Source organism: Pseudoalteromonas sp. NS-SX12 (genome assembly GCF_057367955.1).
The window spans coordinates 1803832-1820899 of sequence record NZ_CM170634.1; the positions used below are offsets into that span (position 1 = coordinate 1803832).

Below are 17068 nucleotides of genomic sequence, written 5' to 3' on the forward strand. Positions count from 1 at the left end.
TTTTATAATAACCTATTGTTATTATTGGTTTTTATTGTTTGGCACGCTCTTTGATATAAGTTTATTACCAATGCAAACATGATTAGGCATTTAAAATGGACATTATCAAAACTAAAAAAACACCGTTTTACAAAAAGAAAGCTGCAGTATTTTCTGTGGCAGCAGCGCTTTTCGCAGGTGCCGTCTATGGCGTTGCGCAAGTGGATTTTGCAAGTGCAACGGTTAAGCGTTCTAACTTACTAACAGCAGAAGTTAAAGCAGGCGAATTTACAATTAAAGTATCGGGCCATGGTGTATTAGCACCGCGCGATGTGCGCTGGGTAGCCAGTAATGTTGAAGGTAAAGTCGAAAAAATTCTTATGAAGCCAGGGGCTGCAGTTAATCAAGGTGACTTAATTGTGGAGCTTGCTAATCCTGAATTAAAGCAAAAAGTGGAAGAACTACAGTGGGAACGCACAGCGCTTGAAGCTGAGCTAGCTGCACTAAAAGTAAGCCAACAAACTAAATTACTTGATATGCAAGCAAGTTTGCTACAAACCAAAATGGCTTACGATAAAGCCAATATGCGTTTGCAAGCAGAAGAGCAGTTAATTCAAAAAGGCAATGCAACGGTGTCTCGTCTTGATTACGAAGGTTCAAAACTGACTGTGTCACAACTAAAAGAAACCCTTGCGATTGATAAGCGCCGTGAAATGCAACTTGGCGAAAACTTAAAAGCAAACCTTACCGCGCAGCAAGCGCGTTTGGAAAAACTAAACAAAACCATTGAACGTGCCGAGTTTCAACTTGCATCACTAAAAGTAGTGGCGCCAGTTTCAGGTATTTTACAAGCAATGCCGCTTGAATTAGGTCAGCGAGTATCGCTTGGTAGTAATGTTGCAAAATTTGCTAAGCAAGATGATTTAATTGCTGAATTAAAAATCCCCGAGCTTAAAGCGTCCGCTATCGCGCTTGGCCAGAGTGTAGCGATTGATACCCGCTTTAACACCATAATGGGTAAAGTTAAACGAATCGACCCTGCAGTTGTAGAAGGTACTGTGCAAGTGGATGTTGAGCTTGAAACACCATTACCGCAAGAAGCGCGCCCCGACCTCTCTGTTGATGGCGACATCATAGTGGCTAAAAAAAGTAACACCTTATTTGTACGTCGCCCAGCATTTTCGCAAGCTGAGCGCACCCTAAGTGCTTTTAAACTGGTTGAAAATGGCCGTTACGCTGAAAAAGTAGCGGTGACCTACGGTAAAGCATCAAGCACTGAAATTGAAATTGTAACTGGATTAGATGTGGGTGATCAGGTGGTCATCTCTGAACAAAGCGAATTTTCACGTCATGCACGTGTTGCGCTGAACTAATCCAAAACCACATTAATAACGAATTTTGAAGGAATAATCACATGAATACACTAATTAAACTAACAAACTTAAAAAAAGTATTTGCTACCGATGAAGTTGAAACTCACGCACTAAGCGAGATTAATTTAGATATTAAACAAGGCGAGTACGTATCGATTTCAGGCCCTTCAGGTTGTGGTAAATCAACCTTGCTATCAATTTTAGGCTTACTGGATACTTGCTCAGGTGGCAGCTTTGAATTAAATGGTCATCAAGTAGCCGGGCTTGATCACAAACAGCGCGCATATATTCGTAACAAAGAAATCGGTTTTGTATTTCAATCGTTTAACCTGATTAGTGATTTAACGGTAGAAGAAAACGTTACTTTGCCACTGACTTACCGTAAAGACTTAACTAAAGCCGAGCGTAAGCAAATGGCAATGGCAGCGCTAGAAAGAGTTGATATGAGCCACAGAGCAAAGCATTATCCAGCGCAACTTTCAGGTGGTCAGCAGCAACGTGTTGCTGTAGCGCGTGCCATTGTTGGCAACCCTTCAATTATTCTAGCGGATGAACCAACCGGTAACCTTGATTCGAAAAATGCTGAGTTAGTGATGGCGTTATTGGACAAGTTACATGCAGAGGGCACCACTATTTGTATGGTTACTCACGACCCCCGTGGTGCAAAACGTGCTGAGCGCATTGTTGAAGTATTTGATGGCCGTATTGTTGGCGATACGCAAGCGCAAGTTGCAGTAGCATAAGGAGAAATACCATGTTAGACGATATCTTATATGCTGTGCGTGGAATGCTTAAAAACCCACGTTTTGCAGCGCTAACGACCTTTGTTATGACCATCGGTTTAAGCTTATGTATTTATATGTTCAGCTTTATTTTCAATACCCTAAGCGGCACTATTCCACTTGAAGATGGCGAGCGTTTACGCAAAGTGACGACTGTAGTAAACGGTGTTGCGTATGATGGCACGTCGGTACGTTACCAAGAGTACCTTGATATTGTTAATCAACAAACCAGCTTTGAGTTTTTAGATGCTTACGATACGTACACAGTAACCGTTTCAACAAGCGACCGCGCTATTCGCTATTCATCACACTTTGTCAGTGAAGAGTTCTTTAAAGTGTCGGAAGCAAAACCAGCGCTTGGTCGTTTATTAACAAAAGCAGATTCTACCAGCAATGAGCGTGTAGTAGTGTTAGGTGATTTTGTATGGCGTGAAATGTTTGCGTCTGACCCAACAATTGTCGGTCAAAAAATACGTATCGATGGCAAAAACCATACAGTAGTAGGGGTTACAGCGCCTGGTTATCGCTTTCCAGATTTTGCACAAATGTATATGCCGTTTAAAGTTGAAAGCCAAGGTATTGCGCGAGAAGATTCTAATTACGTAGCAGTTTACGGCTTGTTAAAAGAAGGGGTGTCTGAACAGCAGGCAAATCGCGAAATGGAGACCATTTTTGCGGAGTTTGCTCGCCAGTATCCAGAGCTAAACTCAACAAAAATTGGTTTTGTTTGGACTTTCCAACTGGAAAAAATTGGTAAAGGCGGTGATGCGCTGGTACTTGCTATGGCGTTAGCGGTGTTGTTTATTCTAGTTCTTGCGTGTGTAAACGTGGGTAACTTGTTGTTATCTCGCGCGATTGAACGCAATAAAGAAAGTGCCATTCGTACAGCGTTGGGTGCGCCACGTTCGGTACTTATTCGCCAATTAATGTGTGAGAGCTTAATTATTAGTGTGCTGTCTGGTTGTTTAGCAGTATTAATTGCAGGCTACGGGTTAGATTTAACGTTTGACTACTTTTTAAATTCGCTGCCAATTGAGCCTCCGTTTTGGTGGCAAGCAGGGCTTACGCAAGCAAGCTTAATTATTACTGTGGTAACGGTATTAAGCACCATACTAATTACAGGTGGCTTACCTGCATGGCGCGCAACTAAAACCGATATCAACGCAGTGCTGCGTGATGGCACACGTGGCGCGCAAAGCAAAACGGCAGGTCTACTTAGCAAGGTAATTGTTGGTTTAGAAGTAACTTTATCGTGCGCGCTAATTATGCTTTCAGCAGCGATGCTTAACTTAGTAAGCAAGATGAATGATGCTGATTATGGTGTTGCAATTGATAACCGCGTTGCGGCACGTATTGCACTGCCAAGTGAACGCTACGGAAAAGAAAACATTGAAAGAGCAAAACAGTACTATCAAACACTTGAAGAAAAGCTAACTGCAAACCCAGCAATTGAAAGTGTTACGTTTAGTCAGTCGTTACCGCACACATGGGGCATTTTCCAAAATATCTCGGTTGAGGGTGTCGATTACGGCAAAAACCCAAGTTACCCAGGTTCTAACGTGAACATTGTTACGAATAACTACTTTTCAGCAATGGAGATGACATTATTGGAAGGGCGCTTATTCAATAACACAGATTCAGCAGGAACAAGCCTAAATGCAGTTGTTACTAAAAACTTTGCTGAAAAACACTTAGCGGGTGAAAACCCAATTGGTAAGCGCATTAAATTAATGGAAATGGATAATGCGGTAGTGACCATTGTAGGCGTTACTAACAATGTCATATTCGGCCAACCATTTGACCACAATAGTGATAAAGCATCGATGTTTTTGGCTTACGAGCAATTCCCTCGCTTACATATGAATACGGTAATTAAAAATGCGCCTACAGCAACTGCAATGCATAATCCTGTAAGCTTATTAACTAAAGCTGCGGTTGAGTTAGATGCCGATGTTGCACCTTACAGCATCACTGACATTCAAGCGGGTATCGACAGTCGTTTATCGGGTATGAACTTTATTGCTAATATCTTTATCTTATTCGCTATCTCGTCAATGGTAATTGCATTTAGTGGAATTTACGGTGTTATGGCTAACTCTATTGTGCAAAAAACACAAGAAATCGGTGTTCGCCGAGCGCTTGGCGCAGATAACAGCAATGTGTATAACCATTACCTAATGCAAGCGACAAAACAGCTAGTAGCTGGCTTAATTTTAGGTATTCCTGCGGGTGTGCTGTTAGTAAAAATGCTAGAGCAAGGCAGTATGGCCGAGGGCTCACTGCTTGTTTATATTGGTGTACCAGTATTAATCAGCTTAGTAATTATCCTTGCGGTTGTGCTACCAGTTCGTAACGCACTTAATATGGAACCATCAAGTGCACTTAGGCACGAATAGATAAAATTAAATAAAAACCAGTGCTTGCACTGGTTTTTATTTATTGATTTAACGAAAGTTAACTTTTACCCTAAAACCACTATCCGCTTATGCTTAGTAGCCATCGTGCGCTTATAAGCAAACACGAATTAACGCAGTAAAGGATAAATTGTGTCTCATATTTTAATTGCTGATGACGATCCAAGTATTGTTGCCGCACTTCGCCTATTTTTAAAAAGCGAAGGGTTTAAAGTCACTACAGCAAGTTCACCAGCAGAAGCGCTTTTCTTTGTTAAACAAAACGACATTGATCTCGCTTTAATCGATTTAAATTATCACGCTGATACTACCTCTGGTCAGGAAGGTATTAATCTTACCGAACAGCTCGCAGCTCTTGATGAAAGCTTAGCAATCGTGTGTATGACTGGATGGGCAAGTGTTGAAATCGCCGTTGAGGTAATGAAAGCCGGAGCGGGCGATTTTGTCGAAAAGCCGTGGGAAAACGAACGCTTATTAACAGTAATCACCAATCAGCTTAAATTGCGCGAGCAAAAACTGCAAAACCAAGTGCTTAACCAAGAAAACCAAAACTTAAAAAACGAACTAGCACAAAGTGAAGGTGAGTTGATTGTTGAATCTGCACCGATGAAAGCCCTGCTTGCACAACTAGCGCAAATTGCCAAAGCTGATATCAATGTGCTGATCACTGGGCCAAATGGCACCGGTAAAAGTTTACTTGCGCAGCATATTCATACGTTGAGCAGCCGTAATAACGAACGTTTTGTTTCAGTTAATATGGGCGCAATCAGCGAAAGCTTATTTGAGTCTGAACTATTTGGCCATGTAAAAGGCGCTTTTACCGATGCCAAGGAGAATCGTATTGGCCGCGTTGAACTTGCCGAAAAGGGCACCTTGTTTATGGATGAAATTGGTAATATTCCGTTGCCACAACAAGCAAAGTTACTGCGCTTATTAGAAGAACACCAATTTGAAAAAGTTGGCTCAAGCAAAACCCAAACAGCCGATATTCGTTTAATTTCAGCAACCAATGCCAATTTAGATGCAATGGTAGAAGATGCTACGTTTCGCCAAGATTTACTTTACCGTTTAAACACGTTTGTAGTGCGTTTACCAAGTTTGGCTGAGCGTAAAGACGACATCTTGCCAATGGCAAATAACTTTATTGCTAAAGCGGCCAAACGTTTTAATAAACCAGCGCCAAGTTTATCGCCAGCTGCGTGCGATGCACTAATGGCATACGATTGGCCGGGCAATGTGCGCGAGCTATCTCACACCTTAGAACGCGCGACCTTACTTGCCGTAAGCGAAATCAGCCCAGAGCATCTAATGCTAACGCCAAGTGTAGCTCATCCCCCAGAGACTCTTGAGCAAACACCCACTAAGTACCAAGGTACCATGGATGACATTGAAAAAATGGTGATTGAACAGCGTTTAATGGAATACCAAGGCAACGCATTAGATACGGCAAAATCACTTGGCTTAAGTCGCAGTGCGTTTTATCGTCGACTCGATAAGTTTGGTATTTAATAGTGAAAAACTTTTTCAATCAGTTACAACGTTCGGTGTTGTGGGCAGCGCTTCCGGGCAATTTTATTGCGCTGGTGATGATTTGGCAGGCGGACTTCAGCATCTATTTGCAAGCGTTGGTGAGTGTGTTACTGATTTTAGTGGTGCTGGTAAATCTTTATTACTTGTTTGATAAATTAAACGAGCAGTTCTTGTCGTTAGCAAATTTAGTTGAAGCGTTAAATGTAGGTGATTACACCTTGCGAGCTAAGGGCGCTGCTGAGTCATCGGCGCTCGGCGATTTAGTTCAACAGATTAACCGACTTGCAGATAACTTATCAAACACTCGCTTTGAATATAAAGAAAGCCAGTTGTTATTAGCGAAACTAATTAAACAAATTGGTGTGATTATTTTCGCCTGTGATGAAAATCAAAAAATTACCTTGGCAAACCCTGCGGCAGAGCGCTTTTTTGAAAAATCTGAATCCAAGTTGATTAACCATACACTTGCGGATTTAAACTTAGTTGATCTTATTGATGCGCCAAATAATCAATTAGTGATGGTTGCGAATAAACAAGCATCGTCACGCTTGCATTTGTATCGTGATAATTTTAGAGAAGCCGGTAAGCAGCATAACTTATTTATTTTATCGGATTTAGAAACAGTACTGAGCCATCAAGAGCAAAAGGCATGGAAAGATTTAGTGCGTGTGTTAAGTCATGAAATTAATAATTCGCTGTCACCCATTATTAGCTTAACCGACACGATAAATAAAATATCATCGAGCTTGCCGATTGACGGCGAAGACAAAGAGGATATTCAAGGTGGTTTAACCATTATTGGCGAACGTGCAACCCGTTTAAAATCCTTTATTCAAGGTTATCGTCAACTTGCTACTTTGCCTGAGCCACAGAAAAAACAGCATGATTTAGGAAAAATAATCTCCAGCAGCTCAGAGTTACTTGGTTATTCCTGTAATTTACAGTTAGCTGACAACTGTATTGTTGAAGTGGATGCCGCTCAATTAGAACAGTGTTTAATTAATTTATTAAAAAATGCCCATGAAGCAGCACCACTGCAAACAATAGATGTTTCACTTAAGCAAGATAAGCAACAAGTAGTGATTGAAATCAGGGATTTAGGCGCAGGCATTAGTAACCCTGATAACCTTTTTGTACCTTTGTACACCACCAAAAAGCAAGGTACAGGCACAGGTCTTGCGCTGTGTCGCCAAATTGTATCAGCGCATAACGGAGTGATTTCACTTAGCAACCACCCTGAACGTGGTTGCGTTGCAAAAGTGGTGTTGCCTGTTAATTAAAACGAGCGATTGAATACGGGGTTAAGTCAATTAAGGGTTTAACTCCTTGCACATCACAAGCGATAAGCTCGGCACAAATTGCCGCCTGGGTTAGACCGAGGTGCTGGTGGCCAAAGTTGAAAAATACATTGTTGTGTTCAGGTGCTCGTCCAATCACAGGCAGAGAGTCGGGTAGCGTAGGGCGAAAGCCCATCCACTTTTTATCTTGCTCAGGGTAGTCATCCACCATATTTGGCCAAATAGATTCGCCAAGCTGCTTTAACATATCCGCTCGGCGGTAGGTTGGTGCTTTTGAAAGGCCTGCAAATTCCACTGTACCTGCCAGGCGAAGCCCTTCTTGCATTGGGGTTAAAATAAACTTTTTCTCAAATGAAACAACCGGCATAGTTGGCATGTTCTCACTACTTACCATGTAATGATAACCGCGCTCTGTATCAAGTGGCACGTTATAACCGAGTTGTTTACACAGTGATTTGCTGTGAGCACCGGTACACATTACGAGTGCATCAAACACTAGGTCATCGTAGTTGGTATTTATGGTTACAGCTGAACCGGTAGTAAATAGCGATGTGACTTCAACTTGTTTAAAGCTAACGCCCAACGATTTTGCATGCTCAAATAGCGCGAGATTTAATTGATATGGGCTACAAGTGTGCCCTACATCAGTGAAATATAAAGCATGCGTTATATTTTGATGCAAGCCCGGTTGTAACTCATCAAGCTCATTGCGTTCAAGTAGCGTGACATTAACACCTTCATTTTTATAGTGCTCTAGAGTTGCTAGTGCATTTTTTCGCGAGTCTGACTCAAAGGTGAGTAAGCTGCCATTTAAATGGAATAGTCCTTCGCTATTACTTGCTTGGGTAAGCCGCTGCCATGCGTTTATTGCCGCGCAGTTTAGTTTTTTTAACGCTTCTTTGTTTTGCTTGAAAGTGCGCGGACGCATATTTGCTAAAAATCGCATAAACCACGGTAATGCTTTAAGTAAATAACTCGGGCTAATACGCAGCGCGCCTTTCGGGTCGAGCAGCATTTTTGGCAGTTGCGGCAATATAGAGGCCTGCGCCAATGGAAATACTTGCTCTGTCGCAAAGTGCCCCGCATTACCTTTTGAACAGCCTTCGCTAATACCTTGTTTATCGAGTAATGTGACTTGATAACCACATTGCTGCAGCTGAATTGCGGTTGCAATTCCAATTACGCCTGCGCCAATTACAGCGACATTTTGATTAACCGATCGAGAGGTGTTTTTCATTAGATTAAAATAGTGCTTTACATTGTATACAATATACATTAACTTAATCGGTATACAATGTACAGTATCACTTTTCGAAGTAAAAACAAATGAAACTAAATTGGCAATATGTGCAGCCGTTTTTCACAACACAATGCAAAAACGCAATGGCACATCCAGATATGGTTTTAGCGTACGACGTATAACAATTAGGCTTTCCCCTTAGCCAAAGTGTGCATCAAGGTGCACGCCTATTTCGCATTATAAGAAGTAACAATAGATAGGAGAGCAGCAAGTGAAGAAAGGGACCTATTTTTGTATTGATGCCCATACCTGTGGCAATCCAGTGCGACTGGTAACCTCGGGACACCCTGTGCTTGATGGCAATACCATGGGTGAAAAGCGTATGCATTTTATGCGCGAATTTGACTGGATCCGCCAGTCTTTGATGTTTGAGCCTCGTGGTCACGACATGATGTCGGGCGCGTTTTTGTATCCCCCCTGTTCAGATAATGCCGATGCGTCCATTTTGTTTATTGAAACTTCTGGCTGCTTACCTATGTGCGGACATGGCACGATCGGTACGATTACAGCGGGTTTGGAAGCGGGGCTTATTCAACCCAAAGATCAGGGTAAATTAATTATTGATGTGCCAGCAGGGCAGATCAATGTTGAATATCAGATGACTAACAACAAAGTTGATTGGGTCAAAATTTATAATGTTGCGGCTTATTTAGCACATCGTGATATTGAAATAGAGGTGCCAGAACTTGGCAAAATCAAACTCGATATCGCCTATGGCGGTAACTTTTATGCCATTGTTGAGCCGCAAGAAAACTTCCCTGGTATTGATAAATGGTCACCTGGGGATATTTTGAAATTCAGTCCATTGGTACGCGAAATCGCAGGGCGTGCAGTGGAATGTATTCACCCAGAAGATAGTAAAGTAACAGGGCTATCGCATGTGTTATGGACCGGCGCACCAAAGACTGAAGGTTCAACGGTCGCCAACGCGGTGTTTTATGGTGATAAGGCGATTGACCGCAGCCCGTGTGGTACAGGCACATCGGCACGGATGGCACAACTGCATGCGAAAGGCTTATTAAAGCCAGGCGAAAAGTTCGTACATGAAAGCATTATTGGCAGTCAGTTTGTTGGCACTATTGAGTCAGTAACCGAAGTTGGCGGCATTACTGCCATAAAACCATCGATTCAAGGATGGGCAAAAATTACCGGATACAACCAAATACTAGTGGATGATGATGATCCCTATGTTAATGGTTTTCAACTTGTATAAAGGGGAAAGTAAATGTTTACAGGATTAAGTTTTATTAATAACGAATGGACTTCACAAGGTGAAGGTTCATTTAACGCAATTAACGCATTTGACCATACACCGCTTGAGCCTGCATTTAAAAACTGTAGCCTTGATCAGCTAGCACAAGCATGTGACGTGGCAGACGCTGCATTTAAGGTTTATCGTAAAACCACTAAAGCCCAGCGCGCTGCATTTTTAAATGCGATTGCAGACGAACTAGCAAGTAAAGAAGATGAACTTGTTGCACGTACTCCTCTTGAAACCGGTTTACCTGAAATGCGTATTAAAGGTGAGCTAGGTCGTACTGTTGGTCAGTTACGTTTGTTTGCAGCAAATTTAGAAAAAGACGTTGAGTTTATCGCTGAAGATGCAGCACTACCTGAGCGTCAGCCTCTGCCGCGTCCAACATTAAAAATGGCAAAAATTGCCATTGGTCCGGTAGCGGTATTTGGTGCAAGTAACTTTCCACTTGCGTTCAGCGCGGCAGGTGGTGATACAGCCTCGGCATTAGCGGCAGGGTGTCCTGTGGTTTATAAATCTCACTCAGCACACCCGGGTACCAGCGAAATTGTGGTACGTGCGATTGAAGCGGCAATTACTAAATGCGATATGCCAAAAGGTGTTTATCAGTTATTACACTCAAAAAGTTATGATATAAGCCACGAGCTAGTTAAAAATCCAAAAATCCAAGCGGTTGGTTTTACAGGCTCGTTTGGTGTAGGTATGGCACTGCAAGACAGCATTAAACAACGCAAGCAGCAAATTCCATTTTATGGTGAGCTTGGCTCAACAAATCCGCAAGTACTGCTTCCAGGTTTTGTTAAAGGTCAAGAAGATAAACTAGCAGCAACATTTATCGCGTCGCTAAATATGGGCGCAGGTCAATTCTGTACTAACCCTGGTTTGTGGTTAATTGCTGAAGAAGAAGCTGAAAGCTTCAAGCAAGCTGTAGCAAAAGAAGTGGAAGTTTCTGCACCGCAAGCCATGTTAACGCCTGCGATATTAAAAGCGTATCAATCAGGATGTGAAAATTTCGCAAATAATGCAACGCTTGTTGCAAGTGGTCAATCTGAAGAACTTCGTTGTAGTACGCAAGTATTTGCAACGACTGCAACTGAATTCAGAAACAACAAAGCCTTGCATGAAGAAGTATTCGGCCCAGCAGCGTTAATGGTAACGTATTCATCGAATAATGAATTAGTGGCACTGATTGAAGAACTCGAAGGTCAATTAACAGCAACAATTCATGGTAGCGAAGCATTAGTACAGCAACATGCTGATATTACCGAGTCGCTAAGTTATGTTGTTGGCCGTTTAATATACAACCAAATGCCAACGGGAGTGGAAGTGTGTGATGCAATGATGCACGGCGGTCCATTCCCAAGTTCAACCGATGTGAGAAGTACATCTGTCGGCAGCCAAGCAATAGAACGATTCTTGCGTCCTCTATGTATACAAAATGCCTTTTAGAGTTCGTATGAAATAATAGTGTGTTCCCGTTCTAAGGTAAAAGGCCAGCTTTGCTGGCCTTTTTTTATAATTTGTATAAACTATTGCCAAGTTTATACAAAATACAAAGAGATAAAATGGGGCTAGCATATAAAACACGTACTGAATTTGTAGTGGATGCAATTCGTGAAAAAATCTTAAAAGGCGAAGTAAAATCCGGTCAACCGTTACGCCAAGCAGCGCTTGCGGAAGAGTTGGATGTAAGCCGTATTCCTGTACGTGAAGCCCTATTACAACTTGAAGCAGAAGGCTTAGTAAAGTTCCAAGCGCACAAAGGCGCGGTAGTAACTGAACTTGATGCCGCACATGTTGATGAGCTTTTTGAATTAAGAGCAATGTTAGAAGCAGATCTCCTTGCTCGCTCTATTCCAAATATGAATGCAACTGACTTTGATCATGCTGAAGAATTATTATCTAAGTTAGATGAAGCGCTTACCCATGAAGACAGTGCCAACTTATGGGCAGATTTGAATACCAGTTTTCATACCTATTTGTATCAAGCAGCTGAGCGCCCACAGACGCTAGAAGTGGTAAATATTTTAAATAAAAACTCTGACCGCTATATTCGTATGCACTTATTACTTGCTGGTGGTATCAAAAAAGCAGGTGGTGAGCATAAGCAGTTAATCGATTATTGCCGTGCCGGTGACACGAGCAATGCCTGTCAGCTACTTAAGCAACACATTCTTGGTGCAAAAGAAGAAATTAAAGCACTGTTAATTGAAGAATAAGTGCTAAATGAATATAAAAAACCAGCCTGATGTGGCTGGTTTTTTGTTTTAAATGCTTAGCTAAAAAAGCCCAGAGAAATTACTTTTTAATTAACGGTAATTGTTTTTCACTCCAAGCGAGGTAGTCACCTTCTAAATGCTTTAACTTAAAGCCTTTCTTAGATAACGCTTCTTCAAATATACCCGCGCGACGACCTGAGCGACAATACACAACGAGCGTGTGATCTTTTAGTTCTTCTAATACCGACATGTTTTCTTCAATTTGATTATGCGGAATATTAAGTGCGCCTTTTACATGGCCATCGTTAAATTCTTCTTTTGATCGCACATCTATTATGGTGTAAGCATTAGCCGACATTTGGTTTTCAAGAAGTTGCTGCTGCGTAATAACTGGCGTATTAGCAAAACAAGTAACACTAAATAGTAGTGATGCAACAAATGCGATGTATTTCATAGTAGGTTCCTTTAGTTTTTATCAAATAGATCAACAGCGGCTTGGCTCATAGCCGTTACGCCTGTTTTGATTGTCAGTGGGTAATCTGGCGCAAATTTACTTGAATGAAGCGAGGGTAACTTAGTGCCATTTTTAATTGCGCTTTCATACTCTGTTGGGTTTACACCACCAAGCCAAAAAATGGTAATAGGCACATTTTCATCGGTGCGACCAAACAGGCCAAAATCTTCACCGGCCATTACTGGTTCCGCTTTTAATGTATTGTCTTCACCAATTGCTTTTTTAATACTGGCGGTGATACGTGTCGCAAGCTCTGGGTTATTATAAGTAGAAGGAATACTTTCCGACTCGTGTACTATTACTTCAGGGTGTTCATTTTCTGAAAGACCAGCGCTTAGTGCAATCCCCTTAGTAATACGTTTAATTGCCGCAATTTGTTGATTGCGCACGTCGGGGTTATACGAACGTAAAGTAAGCTGTAGTTTCACTTGGTTCGAAATAATATTGTGTTTTGAACCACCATGAATAGAACCGACCGTAATCACGTTTGACTCGAGTGGCGATACTTCGCGACTTGCGATGGTTTGTAATGCAAGTACAGTACGTGAGGCAAGTACCACGGGGTCAATAGTCGTATGTGGATAAGCCCCATGGCCACCGCGACCTTTTATAATTACATCGACAGAGTCAACATTTGCTAGCGCATACCCTGGAGCAATAGCGACTTTACCTGCAGGTGCTGATGCACTTACGTGTAGGCCAACAACATAGTCAGGTTTGGCAAATTTAGTATACAAACCTTCTTTTAACATGGCTTTTGCGCCGCCACCAACTTCTTCAGCAGGTTGCGCAACCATCATCAAGGTACCTTGCCAATCACTTTTGTGTTCAATTAGCTGCTGAGCTGTACCAATAAAACTGGTCATATGAATATCATGACCACAACCATGCATCACACCTACTTTATTGCCGCTTTTATCAATGACTGTTACTTTTGATGCGTAATCTTTATTTGTTTCTTCAATAATAGGTAAGCCATCAGTATCTGCTCGCAGCATAACTGTTGGTCCGTTACCATTTTTATAAATACCAACGACGCCAAAGCCACCAACATTTTCAGTAACACTAAAGCCCAATTGCGTTAACTCTTTGGCAAGTCGCTGAGACGTCGCTTTTTCTTGGTATGACAGTTCAGGGTTTTGATGGAGGTGTTTATACAATTCGTTTAAGGCGTTTTGCTGGTTTGTGTTTGGGGTAAATTGACTGGCAGCAAATGCGCTATTACTTATAAGCAGTGCTGATAGGAATGCATATTTCATTTGTTATTCTCTTTCTAAGCATTGTTTTTTAGTTATATTGCCTCCATATTGAAACTAATTGAAGTTAATAATTAATTTTATATGTCGAATATTATTGAATTAACAGCTGAAAGCTTTCAGCAAGTTATCTCAGAAACAGCACCTGAAACACTTATTGCTCTTTATTTTCATACTCAGCAAGCGCCTGAATGCGCTACTATGACGCCATTGCTTGAAGCAAAAGCAGCGCAATACGCTGAGCACTTACTGTTAGCCAAGTTAAATTGCGATGTTGAACAAGCGTTGGCATCTCAACTTGCACAACAAATTGGTCTTCAGGGCATCCCAGCCATTTTATTTTTAAAAGGTGGCGCACCTGTAGACATGTTGCCAGGTCCGCAAACGCAAGAGATGTTAGATGCTGCATTTGAAAAGCATTTACCTAATGCTGAAGATTTACTTGTTACTCAAGCACAACAATTACTGAGCCAAGGTAATTACTCTGACGCCTATACAAAAGCAAAACAAGCTTATGACATAAATGCACAAAACAGTAAGGTTAAGCTTATTCTTGCAGATATCTGCTTAAACATACAAAAAGTAGATGATGCTGAGGCGTTGTTGTCGACTATTCCAATGGTTGATCAAGATGCCTACTTTAATAACTTAAAGGCTAAAGTTGAGTTAGCGCAAGAAGCTAAGGATTCGCCAGAGATAAAACAGTTAGAAGCTGAAATTGAAAAAGACGAAACTAACTTTGACGCAAAAGTAAAACTAGCAGTGCAATACGATCAAGTTGGTCGCAAAGAAGAAGCGCTAGAAACCTTGTTTAGTGTACTGCAAAAGGATTTAGCGTTTGGTGATGCACGTAAGATGTTTTTAGATGTGATTGCGACATTGCCAGATGGTGATGAGTTAGCAGGGAAATATCGTCGCAAGCTATACAGTATTCTATACTAATACACACCATATAAAGGAGAAGGAGCCAAAAGGCTCCTTTTTTATTTCATATTGTTTTAAAAAATCTGACATATAAATTTGCAATCCTGAAAGATTGATCGATACTTAAATTCCTCTTTTTGAGTTCAAATGTTCAAAATCGTACGTTTAACGTTCGGTTTTGTAGCCTTAATGTTAAATTTAGAATTAAATCGCTATTTTTTACAAAAAACTCAAAAAAAGGGTTGCGCCCAAATCAAATCTCTCTATAATGCGCCTCCACCAACACGGGGAACGACGCAGTATAGCAGCGAATCACGAGTTGGTTGAGTCAAGTAAAACTGAGTTTTGAAACTTTCTTAAAATAAAAAAGAAAATAATCAAAATTAAGTGTTGACAAAAAATTAGGAAAGCGTAACATACGCAGCCCTAACAGCGACGAAGCGTCGCGGCAAGCACAAGGTTGTTTGCACTGTTCTTTAAAAATTTAAGCAATCATCTGTGTGGGCACTCGTACAGATTAAGTTCTAACATACGCTTTTAGCGTAACAAAATTTAGACTTAATTGAACTGAGTGACCAACGGAATAAAGAAATTTATTCAGCACAGTCAATTCGATATCGTAAGATATCAAAATCAGAATTCATTGAGTCGGACGTAAGTCCAAAAACACTTTTAATTGAAGAGTTTGATCATGGCTCAGATTGAACGCTGGCGGCAGGCCTAACACATGCAAGTCGAGCGGTAACATTTCTAGCTTGCTAGAAGATGACGAGCGGCGGACGGGTGAGTAATGCTTGGGAACATGCCTTTAGGTGGGGGACAACCATTGGAAACGATGGCTAATACCGCATAATGTCTACGGACCAAAGGGGGCTTCGGCTCTCGCCTTTAGATTGGCCCAAGTGGGATTAGCTAGTTGGTGAGGTAATGGCTCACCAAGGCGACGATCCCTAGCTGGTTTGAGAGGATGATCAGCCACACTGGAACTGAGACACGGTCCAGACTCCTACGGGAGGCAGCAGTGGGGAATATTGCACAATGGGCGCAAGCCTGATGCAGCCATGCCGCGTGTGTGAAGAAGGCCTTCGGGTTGTAAAGCACTTTCAGTTGTGAGGAAAGGTTAGTAGTTAATACCTGCTAGCTGTGACGTTAGCAACAGAAGAAGCACCGGCTAACTCCGTGCCAGCAGCCGCGGTAATACGGAGGGTGCGAGCGTTAATCGGAATTACTGGGCGTAAAGCGTACGCAGGCGGTTTGTTAAGCGAGATGTGAAAGCCCCGGGCTCAACCTGGGAACTGCATTTCGAACTGGCAAACTAGAGTGTGATAGAGGGTGGTAGAATTTCAGGTGTAGCGGTGAAATGCGTAGAGATCTGAAGGAATACCGATGGCGAAGGCAGCCACCTGGGTCAACACTGACGCTCATGTACGAAAGCGTGGGGAGCAAACGGGATTAGATACCCCGGTAGTCCACGCCGTAAACGATGTCTACTAGGAGTTCGGTTTTTCGGAACTGTCTTCCAAAGCTAACGCATTAAGTAGACCGCCTGGGGAGTACGGCCGCAAGGTTAAAACTCAAATGAATTGACGGGGGCCCGCACAAGCGGTGGAGCATGTGGTTTAATTCGATGCAACGCGAAGAACCTTACCTACACTTGACATCCAGAGAACTTACTAGAGATAGTTTGGTGCCTTCGGGAACTCTGAGACAGGTGCTGCATGGCTGTCGTCAGCTCGTGTTGTGAGATGTTGGGTTAAGTCCCGCAACGAGCGCAACCCCTATCCTTAGTTGCCAGCGATTCGGTCGGGAACTCTAAGGAGACTGCCGGTGATAAACCGGAGGAAGGTGGGGACGACGTCAAGTCATCATGGCCCTTACGTGTAGGGCTACACACGTGCTACAATGGCGCATACAGAGTGCTGCGAACTCGCGAGAGTAAGCGAATCACTTAAAGTGCGTCGTAGTCCGGATTGGAGTCTGCAACTCGACTCCATGAAGTCGGAATCGCTAGTAATCGCGAATCAGAATGTCGCGGTGAATACGTTCCCGGGCCTTGTACACACCGCCCGTCACACCATGGGAGTGGGTTGCTCCAGAAGTAGGTAGCTTAACCTTAGGGAGGGCGCTTACCACGGAGTGATTCATGACTGGGGTGAAGTCGTAACAAGGTAGCCCTAGGGGAACCTGGGGCTGGATCACCTCCTTATACGATTTAGAACTTTTT

At 42.3% G+C, this 17068-nt stretch carries 12 protein-coding genes and 1 rRNA gene; 10 read left to right on the top strand and 3 right to left on the bottom strand.

Features of this window, described 5'->3' with window-relative positions; all coding sequences use genetic code 11:
- Positions 1 to 95 precede the first annotated feature (95 nt).
- From AC2IOM_RS08405 to AC2IOM_RS08425, 5 genes are all read left to right on the top strand, one after another.
- On the top strand, positions 96 to 1352 hold the full coding sequence (locus AC2IOM_RS08405; RefSeq protein WP_486358100.1) for an efflux RND transporter periplasmic adaptor subunit: 1257 nt from the start codon (positions 96 to 98) through the stop codon (positions 1350 to 1352).
- Positions 1353 to 1393: 41 nt separating this feature from the next.
- On the top strand, positions 1394 to 2095 hold the full coding sequence (locus AC2IOM_RS08410) for an ABC transporter ATP-binding protein (protein WP_010561670.1): 702 nt from the start codon (positions 1394 to 1396) through the stop codon (positions 2093 to 2095).
- 11 nt (positions 2096 to 2106) lie between these two features.
- Positions 2107 to 4530, top strand: a complete 2424-nt coding sequence (locus tag AC2IOM_RS08415; RefSeq protein ID WP_486358101.1) for an ABC transporter permease — start codon at positions 2107 to 2109, stop codon at positions 4528 to 4530.
- 150 nt (positions 4531 to 4680) lie between these two features.
- The gene (locus AC2IOM_RS08420) at positions 4681 to 6057 is read left to right on the top strand and encodes a sigma-54-dependent transcriptional regulator (RefSeq protein WP_486358102.1); all 1377 of its coding nucleotides are present in this window, start codon (positions 4681 to 4683) and stop codon (positions 6055 to 6057) included.
- Between the two features lie 2 nt (positions 6058 to 6059).
- Positions 6060 to 7358, top strand: a complete 1299-nt coding sequence (locus tag AC2IOM_RS08425) for a sensor histidine kinase (protein ID WP_486358103.1) — start codon at positions 6060 to 6062, stop codon at positions 7356 to 7358.
- Here the strand turns inward: AC2IOM_RS08425 and AC2IOM_RS08430 are convergent.
- Positions 7351 to 8613 (bottom strand): NAD(P)/FAD-dependent oxidoreductase, encoded by a 1263-nt coding sequence (locus AC2IOM_RS08430; RefSeq protein WP_486358104.1) that lies wholly within the window; start codon positions 8611 to 8613, stop codon positions 7351 to 7353. The genes AC2IOM_RS08425 and AC2IOM_RS08430 overlap by 8 nt on opposite strands.
- Before the next feature lie 274 nt (positions 8614 to 8887).
- Here AC2IOM_RS08430 and AC2IOM_RS08435 point away from each other — a divergent pair, with 274 nt between their 5' ends.
- The 3 genes from AC2IOM_RS08435 to AC2IOM_RS08445 all read left to right on the top strand — a co-directional run bounded on the left by AC2IOM_RS08435 (position 8888) and on the right by AC2IOM_RS08445 (position 12150).
- Entirely contained in the window at positions 8888 to 9889 is a 1002-nt protein-coding gene (locus tag AC2IOM_RS08435; RefSeq protein ID WP_486358105.1) for a 4-hydroxyproline epimerase, read from the top strand.
- Positions 9890 to 9901: 12 nt separating this feature from the next.
- Entirely contained in the window at positions 9902 to 11380 is a 1479-nt protein-coding gene (locus tag AC2IOM_RS08440; protein ID WP_486358106.1) for an aldehyde dehydrogenase (NADP(+)), read from the top strand.
- A 116-nt stretch (positions 11381 to 11496) separates the two neighbouring features.
- Positions 11497 to 12150, top strand: coding sequence for a GntR family transcriptional regulator (locus tag AC2IOM_RS08445; protein ID WP_040642007.1), 654 nt, complete (start codon positions 11497 to 11499; stop codon positions 12148 to 12150).
- Between the two features lie 79 nt (positions 12151 to 12229).
- Here AC2IOM_RS08445 and AC2IOM_RS08450 read toward each other — a convergent pair whose 3' ends face one another.
- A complete protein-coding gene (locus AC2IOM_RS08450) occupies positions 12230 to 12604 on the bottom strand; it encodes a rhodanese-like domain-containing protein (RefSeq protein WP_010561662.1) in 375 nt (124 codons plus the stop codon).
- 11 nt (positions 12605 to 12615) lie between these two features.
- Positions 12616 to 13923, bottom strand: coding sequence for an amidohydrolase (locus tag AC2IOM_RS08455; protein ID WP_486358107.1), 1308 nt, complete (start codon positions 13921 to 13923; stop codon positions 12616 to 12618).
- 81 nt (positions 13924 to 14004) lie between these two features.
- Here AC2IOM_RS08455 and AC2IOM_RS08460 point away from each other — a divergent pair, with 81 nt between their 5' ends.
- Together AC2IOM_RS08460 and AC2IOM_RS08465 are read left to right on the top strand one after the other, a co-directional pair.
- A complete protein-coding gene (locus tag AC2IOM_RS08460) occupies positions 14005 to 14862 on the top strand; it encodes a tetratricopeptide repeat protein (protein WP_486358108.1) in 858 nt (285 codons plus the stop codon).
- Between the two features lie 655 nt (positions 14863 to 15517).
- A 16S ribosomal RNA gene (locus tag AC2IOM_RS08465) occupies positions 15518 to 17050 on the top strand.
- Positions 17051 to 17068: the final 18 nt, after the last annotated feature.

What these genes read in the sequence shown, in the direction of transcription:
- AC2IOM_RS08430 (WP_486358104.1), bottom strand. Translation starts at nt 8,613, where the DNA reads ATGAAAAACACCTCTCGATCGGTTAATCAAAATGTCGCTGTAATTGGC.
- AC2IOM_RS08445 (WP_040642007.1), top strand. Translation starts at nt 11,497, where the DNA reads ATGGGGCTAGCATATAAAACACGTACTGAATTTGTAGTGGATGCAATT.
- AC2IOM_RS08415 (WP_486358101.1), top strand. Translation starts at nt 2,107, where the DNA reads ATGTTAGACGATATCTTATATGCTGTGCGTGGAATGCTTAAAAACCCA.
- AC2IOM_RS08450 (WP_010561662.1), bottom strand. Translation starts at nt 12,604, where the DNA reads ATGAAATACATCGCATTTGTTGCATCACTACTATTTAGTGTTACTTGT.
- AC2IOM_RS08460 (WP_486358108.1), top strand. Translation starts at nt 14,005, where the DNA reads ATGTCGAATATTATTGAATTAACAGCTGAAAGCTTTCAGCAAGTTATC.
- AC2IOM_RS08440 (WP_486358106.1), top strand. Translation starts at nt 9,902, where the DNA reads ATGTTTACAGGATTAAGTTTTATTAATAACGAATGGACTTCACAAGGT.
- AC2IOM_RS08410 (WP_010561670.1), top strand. Translation starts at nt 1,394, where the DNA reads ATGAATACACTAATTAAACTAACAAACTTAAAAAAAGTATTTGCTACC.
- AC2IOM_RS08405 (WP_486358100.1), top strand. Translation starts at nt 96, where the DNA reads ATGGACATTATCAAAACTAAAAAAACACCGTTTTACAAAAAGAAAGCT.
- AC2IOM_RS08455 (WP_486358107.1), bottom strand. Translation starts at nt 13,923, where the DNA reads ATGAAATATGCATTCCTATCAGCACTGCTTATAAGTAATAGCGCATTT.